General features: G+C 36.2%; 15 protein-coding genes. 5 read left to right on the top strand and 10 right to left on the bottom strand.

What is annotated here, in order from left to right; all coding sequences use genetic code 11:
* Positions 1 to 32: 32 nt before the first annotated feature.
* The 3 genes from F4V44_RS04250 to F4V44_RS04240 form a co-directional block, all read right to left on the bottom strand.
* Entirely contained in the window at positions 33 to 803 is a 771-nt protein-coding gene (locus F4V44_RS04250; protein WP_150438744.1) for an electron transfer flavoprotein subunit beta/FixA family protein, read from the bottom strand.
* A 42-nt stretch (positions 804 to 845) separates the two neighbouring features.
* A complete protein-coding gene (locus F4V44_RS04245) occupies positions 846 to 1,982 on the bottom strand; it encodes an acyl-CoA dehydrogenase family protein (protein ID WP_150438743.1) in 1,137 nt (378 codons plus the stop codon).
* A gap of 224 nt (positions 1,983 to 2,206) precedes the next feature.
* Positions 2,207 to 2,557, bottom strand: coding sequence for a hypothetical protein (locus F4V44_RS04240; RefSeq protein ID WP_150438742.1), 351 nt, complete (start codon positions 2,555 to 2,557; stop codon positions 2,207 to 2,209).
* Positions 2,558 to 2,691: 134 nt separating this feature from the next.
* Here F4V44_RS04240 and F4V44_RS04235 point away from each other — a divergent pair, with 134 nt between their 5' ends.
* From F4V44_RS04235 to F4V44_RS04220, 4 genes are all read left to right on the top strand, one after another.
* On the top strand, positions 2,692 to 3,510 hold the full coding sequence (locus F4V44_RS04235; protein WP_191090556.1) for a histidinol-phosphatase: 819 nt from the start codon (positions 2,692 to 2,694) through the stop codon (positions 3,508 to 3,510).
* Between the two features lie 161 nt (positions 3,511 to 3,671).
* On the top strand, positions 3,672 to 4,289 hold the full coding sequence (locus tag F4V44_RS04230; RefSeq protein WP_150438741.1) for an RraA family protein: 618 nt from the start codon (positions 3,672 to 3,674) through the stop codon (positions 4,287 to 4,289).
* 113 nt (positions 4,290 to 4,402) lie between these two features.
* Complete coding sequence (locus F4V44_RS04225; RefSeq protein ID WP_150438740.1) at positions 4,403 to 5,137, top strand: CsxC family protein; 735 nt, start codon at positions 4,403 to 4,405, stop codon at positions 5,135 to 5,137.
* Positions 5,138 to 5,385: 248 nt separating this feature from the next.
* Positions 5,386 to 6,624, top strand: a complete 1,239-nt coding sequence (locus F4V44_RS04220) for an ATP-binding protein (protein ID WP_150438739.1) — start codon at positions 5,386 to 5,388, stop codon at positions 6,622 to 6,624.
* A 123-nt stretch (positions 6,625 to 6,747) separates the two neighbouring features.
* On the opposite strand, the gene yppF is transcribed toward F4V44_RS04220, so the two are convergent.
* From yppF to yhfH (F4V44_RS04205), 3 genes are all read right to left on the bottom strand, one after another.
* Entirely contained in the window at positions 6,748 to 6,927 is a 180-nt protein-coding gene (gene yppF, locus F4V44_RS04215) for a YppF family protein (RefSeq protein ID WP_150438738.1), read from the bottom strand.
* 562 nt (positions 6,928 to 7,489) lie between these two features.
* The gene (locus F4V44_RS04210) at positions 7,490 to 8,902 is read right to left on the bottom strand and encodes an RNA-guided endonuclease InsQ/TnpB family protein (RefSeq protein WP_150438737.1); all 1,413 of its coding nucleotides are present in this window, start codon (positions 8,900 to 8,902) and stop codon (positions 7,490 to 7,492) included.
* Between the two features lie 202 nt (positions 8,903 to 9,104).
* Complete coding sequence (gene yhfH, locus F4V44_RS04205; RefSeq protein ID WP_150438736.1) at positions 9,105 to 9,239, bottom strand: protein YhfH; 135 nt, start codon at positions 9,237 to 9,239, stop codon at positions 9,105 to 9,107.
* A gap of 220 nt (positions 9,240 to 9,459) precedes the next feature.
* Here yhfH (F4V44_RS04205) and F4V44_RS04200 point away from each other — a divergent pair, with 220 nt between their 5' ends.
* The gene (locus F4V44_RS04200; RefSeq protein ID WP_150438735.1) at positions 9,460 to 10,197 is read left to right on the top strand and encodes a CsxC family protein; all 738 of its coding nucleotides are present in this window, start codon (positions 9,460 to 9,462) and stop codon (positions 10,195 to 10,197) included.
* Positions 10,198 to 10,495: 298 nt separating this feature from the next.
* On the opposite strand, the gene F4V44_RS27220 is transcribed toward F4V44_RS04200, so the two are convergent.
* From F4V44_RS27220 to F4V44_RS27215, 4 genes are all read right to left on the bottom strand, one after another.
* Positions 10,496 to 10,666, bottom strand: coding sequence for a hypothetical protein (locus F4V44_RS27220; protein ID WP_191090555.1), 171 nt, complete (start codon positions 10,664 to 10,666; stop codon positions 10,496 to 10,498).
* Between the two features lie 51 nt (positions 10,667 to 10,717).
* On the bottom strand, positions 10,718 to 11,392 hold the full coding sequence (locus F4V44_RS04195; protein WP_150438734.1) for a hypothetical protein: 675 nt from the start codon (positions 11,390 to 11,392) through the stop codon (positions 10,718 to 10,720).
* Positions 11,393 to 11,567: 175 nt separating this feature from the next.
* Positions 11,568 to 11,702, bottom strand: a complete 135-nt coding sequence (yhfH, locus tag F4V44_RS04190) for a protein YhfH (protein ID WP_150438733.1) — start codon at positions 11,700 to 11,702, stop codon at positions 11,568 to 11,570.
* A gap of 262 nt (positions 11,703 to 11,964) precedes the next feature.
* Positions 11,965 to 12,117: a hypothetical protein gene (locus F4V44_RS27215; RefSeq protein ID WP_191090554.1), complete on the bottom strand. Its 153-nt coding sequence runs from the start codon at positions 12,115 to 12,117 to the stop codon at positions 11,965 to 11,967.
* Positions 12,118 to 12,245 lie beyond the last annotated feature (128 nt).

The following is a 12,245-nucleotide window of genomic DNA, read 5'->3' as shown; positions in this document are numbered from 1 at the left end:
TAACGTGCATAGGCTTCTTTTCATTTATAAGATTAGATTACTTTCGCTTCTGTTGTTAACAACGATACAAGCTCTTTCACTTGTCCGGAAATGTCCCCTTCTAGAACTTTTCCAGCAGCTTTGGCCGGAGGTAAGAAAATATCAATTGTTTTTGTTTTTCCTTCCACATCGTCTTCATCAATATCTAAATCATCTAAATCTAGTTTTTCAAGCGGCTTTTTCTTTGCTTTCATAATGCCTGGTAATGATGGATAGCGAGGTTCGTTCAATCCTTGTTGGCAAGTGACTAAAAGTGGAAGCTGTGTTTCCACGATTTCGATGTCGCCTTCCACGTCACGCTCAATCACGGCTAGGTTGCCCTCAATTGAAAGCTTTGTAATCGTTGTAATAGCGGAAATTCCCAATTCTTCAGCCAGTCTAGGACCTACCTGTCCAGAACTTCCATCCACTGTTACATTCCCCGCTAGTATAATATCAACCTCTTTATCTTTAAAAAATGTGCTTAAAATCGTTGCTGTGGAAAATGGATCTCCATCTTCTACATCTTCGTCGTTAATAAGGACTGCTTTATCTGCTCCCATCGCAAGGGCTGTACGAAGTTCTTTTTCCGCTTCTTCTTCGCCGATTGTGACAACCGTAACTTCTCCACCATGCTCCTCACGTAATTTTAGAGCCTCTTCAACCGCATATTCATCATAAGGATTGATGATAAATTCAGCACCGTCATCTGCTACTTGTCCGTTTTTAATCGTAATTTTTTCCTCTGTATCAAAAGTGCGTTTCATAACAACATAAATATTCATGGTATTTCCTCCTCAAGGGTTTAATCGTTTTTTTTATATTAATTAATCAGCTAAAATATCTTTTGCAATAACAACACGCTGAATTTGGTTGGTGCCTTCATAGATTTGCATGATTTTGGCATCGCGGAAATATTTCTCAACTGCATATTCACGAATGAAGCCATAGCCTCCGTGTATTTGGACTGCATCTGTTGCCACCTTCATCGCTGTATCAGAGGCATAACATTTAGCAAATGATGAAGCCTGGATATTCGGTTTTCCTTGCTGAACATACCAAACAGATTTGTGTACTAATAGTCTGGAAGCTTCGATTTGCATGGCCATGTCAGCCAACATAAATTGAATGGCTTGGAAGTTCGCAATCGGCTTACCGAATTGTTTTCTTTCTTTTGCATAGTTAATCGATTCCTCGTAAGCTCCCTGTGCAATACCAAGTGCCTGAGCTCCAACCATTGGACGGGCATAAGATAACGCTTTCATAAAAATCCTGAAACCTTCCCCTTCTTCACCAAGACGATTAGCTGCTGGAACACGTACTTCATCAAATGTCACAGAAGCTGTATTAGAAGAACGAAGTCCCATTTTCTTTTCATGAGGACCAACATTTACGCCTTCTGAATCGCGGTCAACGATTAACGCCACAAATTTATTGGAACCCTCTGCATCCTTTAACTTGGCTAGTACGGTATAATAATTGGCGTAGCTTGCATTGGTAATAAAGCATTTTTCACCATTTAAAATATATTCGTCGCCGGCTCTTTCAACAGTTGTTTTCATCCCAGCTACATCACTGCCTGCGGAAGGCTCGGTTAGTGCAAAAGCTGAATAACCTCCATCAGCGAGAATTCCGAAATACTTTTTCTTTTGTTCTTCTGTGCCGCCAACAAGGATTGGGTAGGATGCTAAGGAATTTGCCTCTACAGAAGTGGTAATTCCTGCGCAGCCCCGCGCTAATTCCTCTACGATTACAGCGTGAGAGATTTTATCAATTCCCGGACCGCCAAATTTCTCAGGTAGAGCGAAATTATATAATCCAAATTCTCTTAACTTGTTATGAATTTCAAAAGGAAACTCTTCCTTTTCGTCATACTCTCTTGCATACGGAATAATTTCCTCGTTGACAAAATCCCTTGCCATTTTCTTTATTGCTAACTGATCCTCATCTAATAAAAAGTCCATTTTTCTCCACCGCCTAAAAGTAATAAGGTTTATCATTTTTACAACATTTATTTGTTATTAATGTCTTTAGCTAAATTCTATTATTTTTCTAACCGAAGGTACACCGACATTATGTATGAAATTTATTCATTTTTTCATACATAATGAACTATTAAAAAAAGTGTCAGGCACCACAAAAGGACCAAATGACCTCATTTGTCCTTTTGTGGTGCCTGACACCTCTATTAAATATAGGTAAACGAACTGCAGATGGAGCGCAACGTATGGAGCCTTGCGGTGAAAATGAACAATTCATTGGAATTTTGATCGATATAGTCTCCGATGATGTGGAGGGCTTTTCTAAAACGATTGACTAATAACCTTGTGTACTTTTGTTCGTACATGAACCTGTTTATTCTTGCAAGCTCATCTGCAATGATTTGTAAATGAAATTCATCAACAAGCAGCTTCAGCCGGTACAGTTTTTCCGGATCAGAAAGATAACTGTTTTTTTGTTGATAACTTTTCCGGACAAATTCGATGAATCCCTTAATATTTTCCGCCAATAAAATTGCTTTTTCCTTATCGAAGTCCATTCACCAACACCTCATTAGAAATTGTATGAAAAGAAGGGTGAAAAATGCATAGTAGCTGTAGTGCAGAGGAATGATTCATTTGATAAAAAATTGGAACAATAACATTAAATGGTTAACAAGGGGTGAGATTTATCATGAACTCAAACATTACATTTGATTTTCACACACACCACGAGCGATGCGGCCATGCACAGGGGTCGATTCGAGATTATATTGAGTCTGCACTTCATAGCGGACTTGCTATGATTGGCATTGCAGATCATTCTCCCTATTTCGGCAGCGAAGAAGACCATCCTTATCCTCATATTACAATGGCGAAAAGTGAATTTCCCCATTACATAACTGAAGTACTGCAGTTAAAGAAGGAATATGATGGTAAAATTGATGTCTTATTAGGAATAGAAGCGGATTTCTTTCCAGAAAATGTAGATATTTATCGCCGCTGTTTTGAAACCTATCCGTTTGATTTTATTATTGGATCGGTCCACCATGTGGATGGGGAAAGCATTTTTCATAAAACTCGTTGGGAAGGGCTTTCAGAAGCTCAAAGAATCAAAACAAAAGAAAACTACTATAAACTGATAGAGGACTCAGCTAGGAGCGGAATGTATCAGATTCTTGGCCATATTGATGCCATGAAGGGTTTTTACCCTTCATTTTCTTCGATTCAAACCGCTGCAGTTGAAAAGACCTTGAAAGTAATCGCAGAGCATGATGTCGTTATCGAAGTAAATACCTCTGGCAAGACAAAGGATGTGGGAGGCTGGTATCCATCAGATGATATTCTTGAAATGGCCCGTCATTATGGAGTAAAAGTCACGTTTGGCTCAGATGCCCATATTCCGGAAAGAGTCGGTGATGACTTCGAACTGGTTAGAAAAAAACTAAGAGAAATTGGATATAAGGAATGGTCTTATTTTAAAGAAAAGAAGAGATATGCTGTTTCATTATGATTATATTAGGTGATAGGAGCACCCTAATCACCTTTTTTGAATTTTATTAACCACCTTGTTCACTCCTTTTTTCATTGCATAAAACTTCCTCCTGTCATATCTTTACAAAATAAAGCTTATACATAACTAAATCAACAAATTCAATAAGGAGGAAAGTATTTATGTCATCAATTGAAGAAAAATTTTTAAGCCTGCCCACAACCGGAATTTCGGATGCATTAAAAGGGCATAACCACATGAATACGGCTATCAAACCGATAAAAGACACATACAAAATTGCAGGAAGGGCATTTACGATAAGTATTCCAGCTGGAGATAATACGGGGATACTGCGAGGGATACGAGATGCAAAGAAGGGTGATGTGCTGGTTGTAGATGGGAAGGGATATACAGAGCGTGCAGTTGCAGGAGATTTTGTCATTAGCCTTGCTCAGAGCATGGGGCTTCAAGGAATCATTATAGATGGTGCTATTCGCGATATTCAAGGGATTAAGGACTTAGATTTCCCTGTATTTTGCCGTGCTTCTACCATTGCAGCAAGTATCAAAGCAGCACCAGGAGAACTGCAAATTCCCATTTCCTGCGGCGGAGTTAGCGTCAGTCCAGGCGATATAATCGTCGGAGATGCTGACGGAGTCATAGTGGTTCCCTCTAGAATAGAAGAAAAAATTCTTGCAGCTGCGGATGAAAAAATAAAAAAAGACCAGGAACGCCAAGAAAAATATTCAGGGAGCAAAGAAAAAGCCCTGCAATATTTAATCTCTGTCCTTGGAGATTAATAAATCTACCAAAAAGCCTCCAATCCCTTTCAATCTTTTGCTAGGCACCTGCCTATACATAGTCATTTGTACTGCATAGAATACACTAGTCTGTGCCCTGTAGGAGGATAAAAATGCCTGAAAGCAATAAACATAAAAATGATAACTACTTCGATTGTGAGCCTGATTATCAGCAGCTAAGCCATTCGGTACCTTCGTATCCGGTTGTCTTAGCTGAGGTTTATTTACAAAAAGATATTTTTCATGTAACAACGTTTCCTGAATTGGTATTAGAAATTAAAGATAGTAGGAAAAGATTAGTCATTACGCAATGCCGTCTTTTACTCCCGACTAACAAATTATTTATTAAAGGCTATGTTCGGAAAAACATTCGATATGCTGCAGCAGACAGTCCCTTACCCGAATCATTTACTACCACTCTCAAATCAAAAACTGAATTCATCAAATTTGAGATGGTAGAGGAAATTAAGGAATTTATAACAAAACCTCTGCTGCCAAAGAAGAACAGCCGTCAGGAATTTGAATTCTCAGTCTCACACCCCATGCCTTTAGGATTTCCTGAAAAAGATGAAATGCATTCAAGTGATTTGTCCCAGTTTCATCAGGAGAGTAATCAATTTTATAATGAACTTCCCTATTGTGAATTAATTTCAAGTAATATTACTGAATGGGATGCGGCTGTGGAACCAATTACGACGGTTACAATTGAAGATTCATCACGTATACCTATTCAAGAGACCTTCTTCCAAACTATTGAAAACAAAATAGTGATAAACTTCAAGATTCAAATTCTTCAAAATCAACAGATTTCCATTTCAGCCAATGCCCATGAAAATAATTGTAACTAGGATTATTAAGATAACTGCGTATATCTGCTTATAAAAAGGTGCAAAAAAATTTTATTTTTTATATGCACATTCACCCTTCTGTGCATACGCTATATTGGGTATTAGTCAATATTAAACCAGCATTGGACCGCATTTTATATGCGGTTTTTTTCTTGCTTAGATACGGTGCTATGCTTCTAATAGCACCGTATCCATACTTTTTATGTTAAAATACTGTTATTCGACAAAATTCTACGAGGGTATCATTTATGAAAGTAAAAGGACGTATATTTTTAATCGGTATTTTCATTCTCCTTGAATGTTTCCGGATACTGTTGTTTAGAGATTTCTCAGAATGGGAAATCCTCCTAGATATGATTATTGGCATTCTTATTGCTTGGTTTATTGGCAAGCAATATGATCAATTAACATGTTATATTGAAAAAATGGATGAAACAGAAAAAAATTATCAGCAATTAATTGAAACGATACCGGATTCTATCCTGATTCACAATCAAAATATGGTTCTTTATGTAAATGAAGCAGGCAAAGAACTATTGGGAGCTGAAACAAAAGATGAGATTGTAGGGAAATCCATCTATCACTTTATCACGCCTCATTATCAGGAACTTGCGCAAAAACGAATGGAACTGCTCCAAAAAGAAAAAAAACCAACCAATAATGTGGAGCAAAAACTAATACGACTCGATAATAAAACCGTTTTTGTTGAAATTTCCAGCCAATTAATACTATTTGAAGGGAAAACAGTTGTTTTATCTGTTTTTAAAGATATTACGGATAAAAAAGAAGAAACTGAGGGGCTTCTGGAGAAATCAGAAAAACTAGCCTTGGTTGGACAAATGGCAGCAGGAATTGCACATGAAATCAGGAATCCTTTGACCTCCATTAAAGGATTTATTCAGTTATTTAGGTCTAAATATACCGATGAAAGGGAACATTTTGATCTTGTCTTATCAGAATTAGAACGGATTAATCTCATTATCAGCGAATTTTTAGTTTTAGCGAAACCAACAGCCATTGTGTTCAAAGATAGAGAGATACAGCACCTAATCAAAGATGTTGTGACACTTATTAATACACAAGCTATATTAAAAAATGTACAAATCTTTGTCGATTTTGAAGATGATATTCCCACCATTGTTTGCGAGGAAAATCAGTTAAAACAAGTATTTATTAATATTTTGAAGAACTCTATTGAAGCCATGCCAAACGGAGGAAATATTGATGTAAAAGTCAAGAAACTGTTAAAAGACAAAGTTTCCATCAGCTTTATTGATAACGGTGTTGGGATTCCTGAAGACCGTATTCCGACACTTGGCGAACCATTCTATACAACAAAAGAAAAAGGAACGGGTTTAGGATTAATGACTAGCTATAAAATTATTGAAAATCACGACGGCGAACTCAAAATCACAAGTAAACTGCAAAAAGGAACCACTGTTGAAGTGATTTTACCCACCGTACCTGCAACCCATTTAGCAAAGTAATATCCAGAAGATTAACCTATTCTTTTAAGAGTAACAGACTGACTCATACTTAATATAGGAAAAAACATGGGGCTTAAGTTCATTCACTTCCATTGGAAGCAATAAACTTAAGCCCCATATATTTTATGCAAAACTTGGTTTAACTGCGTTTTTTTTGTCTAGTTCGAAATATAGATTTTTGTACTCTTTAATAGATAGTTCGCCATGTATATAATTCTTTTGGATATAATCAAGCAATTCATTCACATGTGATGGGTTACGTTTTTTTTCTGATATAAATCGATTCGTTAATTCTAGTAACATAGTAATCCCACTCTTTCATTTACATTTTTACTTTCGTTTAACTACAAAATGATTATAGCATGTGATTTAGATTACACTTATTAAACAAATTTTCAAACTACCGACATTTTTCTACAATCATTTTATATATGTCCTTTTTAATATTTCGACATATACTAGTGGATATTTGACTCATCTAAGCGAAAAAGATTTTTCATACGGATGAGTCATATATCTAGCGGGAGAACCATGTTTACTGCCCGTACATGATAGAAAAAGAATTCCTATGTCGATTTAATAAGTTGGATATATAGACAAAAGTATTAGACCGCACAAAATTTTCTGCTCAATTATAACTAAATTTATTTAAAGTTATTCATTATATAAATCTAGCTAAAATTGCACACCTGAGAAAATATTTTTCTCCGAGTCAAAGCCGTCTTTCCGTGTGGACTTTGTCGGCAGTGACCAATGTTTTTCCGTACAAATGAGTACTTCCTGCTCTCAAATGGGAAAGCCATTGATCGAAAGTATAGATAGTTCAAGCGTATGAAATACTCCTATCTAGCCCTGGCTTGGCAATTTATTGTTTGTTTATCCCTACGAATACTTTTTGTCCATATCGATATTCACCTTTGTAAGTGAATTCTTGCAGTAGATGTTTGGATGTTTCTAGGAGATACCCTGCCTTTTTCCCTATATTGACAGAAGAGTTAATATCCCGCAGGATTTTCGTTCCACATGACGCACATTCAAACTCTCGAACACTAGGGTCTTTCTTTTCTAAATGTCCACAGACGCAACATTCCTTTGTTGTGTTATGTTCATTCACTTTTATATAAAACTTTTCCAACTTAGAAGAAACCCATTCTAGTACGTTACGGAACTCTCCTATCTTTTCTTGATTCAACATACTACGGTGCATATTCTCGAACTTAGCGGTTCCTGTGTTTGGGGTGTAATCTCCGATTAATACAAGGTCATAACGTCGGTAGAGTTCATGTGCGATACTGTACAGGGCCGTCTTTATTTGTTCTCGACGACCATGATAGGCTTTGTCCAATGCACGATTCAACCGATTCCAACGAGGGCTATGGGCGGTATAGCTGTTTCCATGTTGTGTTTTACGTTTGCGATAGTGTTTTTCACAAACATCCCGAAGAGACTTTAGATGGTCGATTTTCTTATCCCAATAGTTGATTTCCTTTATTTTGGCAAACTCAATGGATTCACCTTTATAATCCATCGATACAAAAAAATTCTTATGATTGGGGTCTAAGGCTACCCACTTTACATCAGAAGGAATTTCCATTTTTCTCTCCTTCAAAATAGGCTTTTTAGGCAACTTTCGTTTTTCCTTTTTAGCCAAATGACACTCTTTTCGATAGGCCGACAGTTTCTCCTTATGCAAAAGTTCTTCTTGCTTACATTTTTCAATGGTAAAAACAGCATAGAAAACACCTTGTTGTTTACAGATACTAAAGGTTTTAACCAACTCTCCTTCTTTTAATCGAAAGGGTTCTTTCAATTTCCCAATGACAGAGGGGTTTCTCTTTCCCTTTCCCTTTGGGAGATCAGGAATATCCCCTAGAGACACAGATACTTCTGTGCCATCATGGATTAGTTCCCATCCTTTGTTGGGTTCATCGAACACCAAACTAAACCATTTTTTCTTCCAACTACGAAATTTTGGATACCCCCGACCATTCTTAAAAAACCCTTCATATGCCTTTTTTAAGCGTTCTGCGGGTTCTTTTAAAGGAGAGGAAAAAACGGTATGTAAAAAAGGGTGTTTTGCCTTTAAAGAAACACCATAATTACGAAGATTTCTGTCTTTTAATAATTTTAAAGCCTGATGATTTTCCCTATAGTCTTTTTGACAGGCATCTAATAATTGATTATACAACCAATTACAAATTTTGCTTTGTCCGTCTAGAATAAGTTCAGCTTCTTTTACAAAGCTCACTTTAATTTTTCTACTATATGTTAAACTCACTATTTTCACCCCCTTACTAACATTATACCAAACATATGTTTGTTTTTCTAACAAATGCCCTCTAAAGTTTATATAAAAAACCTAATCAAAATAAGTAAGTTTGATTAGGTTGGAATATTTTTAGTTAAACTGTTTTGGAGCCCCTTTTATAGTAACGCAAAAAACCTCCAATTTATTTGGAGGTTTTTATATCCCACTATTTTTATTCCTCTTTCTTCGATAAACAATAATCACATTCCATTAAAAAGGATTCAACCTTTTCATCAATAATTTGACCACATTCCGCACATACCTTTTTCGGTAATTCCTTGATTTGATCTACTGTACTACGCATCATTTAACCTCTCCTTTTTATAATACAGATTTTAACGTATCTTATTTGTTATAGTACAGTATATGCCTTTCCTCTGAAATGATGAACCATTTTTATAAAAAACTTCACTAACTTTGGAATTAAATGTTTTTTCGTTTTCTGACCTGTCCCTGGGCGTTTACCCATACATGGTTATATGCCCAGCATAGAATACACTATTCTGTTCCCAGTAGGAGGATTTAAAATGTCAGATAATAAAAAACACAATCGTAAAGATGCTTATGAGCAAAAGTATTACCGCCCGCAAATTAACATTGGAAAGGTACTTACAAAGGTGCCGGTCGTTTTAGCAGAACCTTGTTTACAGGTTCATACTGTACACAGAACTTGTTTTCCTGAGAATGTGCTTGAGATCAAAGATGTTAAAAAACAGCTGGTTTTAACCCAGTGCAGACTTTTACTGCCTACAAATAAATTATTTATCAAGGGGTATGTCCGGAAAAATATTCAATATGCAGCCATAACAGAGGTAACTTCTAAGTCTGCAGCTGTTTCATCTGATTTACATTCACATACAGAGCATATTCCGTTCAGTCTTATTACAGAAATTAAAGATTTCATCGCCAAACCAGAAATGCCAAAAAATAATAACCGTCAAGAATTTGACTTTTACGTCACAAAACCATTACCTTCCGGTTATCCTGAAAAAGATGAGTTGATGTCAAGTGATCTTTCTCAATTCCACCAAGCAAGTTCAGAAAATTATAATGAACTGCCATATTGCGAATTGGTTTCCAGTAAGATCATTGAATGGGTGGAGGCAGTAGATAGATGTTTGCTCGAATCTTCTGACCTCATGAATGAAGGCACATTTACTAAAACAGAAGATAAGCTAGTCATTGATTTTAAAATTAAAATCCTTCAAAATCAGCATGTATTTGTTACTTCTACAACCAATGACGATGACTGTGATTGTGAATAATTGTTTATAAGAAGACTTACAAAATCATGGTATTGCCAGCATCCTTATACTCTTCCTCACTGTGTAATGAAAAAGTAGTTCCTGCAAAATATCATCATAAATAACCCCATTCTGAAAATGTTGAATATGCATGTGAGGGATGGTATTTTACCAGCTCCCTCACAATGCCATTATTTTAAATAATGGCACTTACTATACATATTTACCTTCCATTTACCCAAATAAATGAAGAAAATGGCTGCATACATTTAGGCAGCCATTTTTCTTCATTATATATAAATTCAGCAGCATGAATCGGTTATCTAATTCGCCCTGTTATTCCATCATCTCCAACAATGGTTTCACCAATTTTTGGTTTACTTGCCAGCTTCGCGTTCTTTGTTTCTTTTTCCATTCCGAGTTCCGTACTACTTTTAGCCATAGATGGCTGATCTACCACATCTAAAGCTTCCTTATTATTATTTGCCATACGATGTCTCCTTTCTCCAAAGCACTTGTGAAAACGATTATACGGTTAGTGTTATTCCATCATACTTAATGAATCCATATGACTAGCAATCATCGCGATAATGGTACTTGCTTCTTCCTTACTGAAAATAAAGTTTGTTTCATCCTTCAGCAAATCATCATCTTCCGTCCAGATACGATTGACGCGTCGCAGCACACCATCCCCTGTTTCTTGGACAATCCCGAACTGGTACGTAACTTCCACTTCATTTTCTTGATAATAAGCTGTTACTTCAGGGGTTTCCCATTCTACATCGACTTCCTCGAGGTATATATCTGAATTGTCGCCATCCTCATTACTCCGTTCGATTTCATCATTATCTGTTAAATAATATTCAGTATCATCGTCAAGCATGTCCTCTTCTACTGAGACATCTTCTTCCAGATAAATATGGAAGCTTTCATGAACAGCATCTACAATATCCTCGATATCAGCCAGCACAACCTTGCTCTCATAGCCAAGATCAGGATCAAAGGATTCTATATAAAATTCTTCATTTCGAGGATCAAAATAAATGGTACAAAAATAATCTCTATCCTCCTCTCCATTTTCAATAAAAAAGTCCATTCTCGGATGCTTCGCTCCACGTTCTACAGACATTCCACCATTTTCATCATACTTACTGCAAATGGAATCAAGACTGTCCTGCAGCTCACCGCAAACCCGGTCAAACCATTCTAAATCCATAAAGATTTCTCCCCCTTTCATTACCACAACCCTAGTATGACCCTCACACAGGAATCCTTTCTTTTTTCAAACCGTTAATTACTGGCAGGAAGGAATGATTTGATTCAAACAAAAAAACTCTTTATAAGATTGGTTGATCCTACAAAGAGTTCGTTTATATTAATAAGTGATATTTTTATTCATCCCGCTTAGACAAGCAATGATCGCATTCCATTAAATAAGATTCAGCCTGTTCTTCAATCATCTCACCGCATTCTGCACATTCCTTTTGCGGTAATTGTCTAAAAAACTCTAGTGGATTTTGTAACATCTTAGTCGCCTCCATTCTGTAATACAGATTAAATTAATTAACCTTTGTTATAATACAGTATATGTAATTTTTCTAAGACTATGTACTTTTTTTCCCAAGACTTCGTTAATGAATCATGTTATTCAGTCAGATTTTTGACTCATCCGTAAGAAATGTCCATTTCCCACACAGCTTTAAATTAGTCACAAACCAACAAGGTTAATAAAAAAAGCTTTTCCTAAAAAAAGAAGCAAGAATTTCACTCGCTTCTTTCAAATACTATCTATAATGTTCTGCCTGCAGCTCCCGGAGATTTATCTGTATTTTCCTGTGTATTATAATCATCTTTATTACTGCCTCGACCTCTTTCTCCTCCATATTCACTCTTATGCTGACTCTGTATCTTCCTAAATTTCTCAAAGTTATAATTAACCAATCCCATCCCTCTTTCAACTCTTTGATGTATTACAGTAATAAGATACACGACGGGAGAAAACCTTATTCAACATTTACATTCACTTATTTTTATGAAGCTTTTTACCAATCTTTAATCATAAGTGTAAT

The sequence above is a fragment of the Niallia endozanthoxylica genome (assembly GCF_008710145.1).
In the GTDB taxonomy this organism is placed as follows: Bacteria; Bacillota; Bacilli; order Bacillales; family Cytobacillaceae; genus Bacillus_BD; species Bacillus_BD endozanthoxylica.
The sequence above is the reverse complement of the archived record's forward strand: the minus strand, read 5'-3'. Positions and strand labels throughout refer to the sequence as shown.

Bases quoted from the DNA above. Each gene is read 5' to 3' on its own strand.
- F4V44_RS04230 (WP_150438741.1), top strand. From the start codon at position 3,672: ATGTCATCAATTGAAGAAAAATTTTTAAGCCTGCCCACAACCGGAATT.
- F4V44_RS04250 (WP_150438744.1), bottom strand. From the start codon at position 803: ATGAATATTTATGTTGTTATGAAACGCACTTTTGATACAGAGGAAAAA.
- F4V44_RS04200 (WP_150438735.1), top strand. From the start codon at position 9,460: ATGTCAGATAATAAAAAACACAATCGTAAAGATGCTTATGAGCAAAAG.
- F4V44_RS04195 (WP_150438734.1), bottom strand. From the start codon at position 11,392: ATGGATTTAGAATGGTTTGACCGGGTTTGCGGTGAGCTGCAGGACAGT.
- yhfH (WP_150438733.1), bottom strand. From the start codon at position 11,702: ATGTTACAAAATCCACTAGAGTTTTTTAGACAATTACCGCAAAAGGAA.
- F4V44_RS04245 (WP_150438743.1), bottom strand. From the start codon at position 1,982: ATGGACTTTTTATTAGATGAGGATCAGTTAGCAATAAAGAAAATGGCA.
- F4V44_RS04220 (WP_150438739.1), top strand. From the start codon at position 5,386: ATGAAAGTAAAAGGACGTATATTTTTAATCGGTATTTTCATTCTCCTT.
- F4V44_RS04225 (WP_150438740.1), top strand. From the start codon at position 4,403: ATGCCTGAAAGCAATAAACATAAAAATGATAACTACTTCGATTGTGAG.
- F4V44_RS04240 (WP_150438742.1), bottom strand. From the start codon at position 2,557: ATGGACTTCGATAAGGAAAAAGCAATTTTATTGGCGGAAAATATTAAG.
- yppF (WP_150438738.1), bottom strand. From the start codon at position 6,927: ATGTTACTAGAATTAACGAATCGATTTATATCAGAAAAAAAACGTAAC.
- yhfH (WP_150438736.1), bottom strand. From the start codon at position 9,239: ATGATGCGTAGTACAGTAGATCAAATCAAGGAATTACCGAAAAAGGTA.
- F4V44_RS27220 (WP_191090555.1), bottom strand. From the start codon at position 10,666: ATGGCAAATAATAATAAGGAAGCTTTAGATGTGGTAGATCAGCCATCT.
- F4V44_RS04235 (WP_191090556.1), top strand. From the start codon at position 2,692: ATGAACTCAAACATTACATTTGATTTTCACACACACCACGAGCGATGC.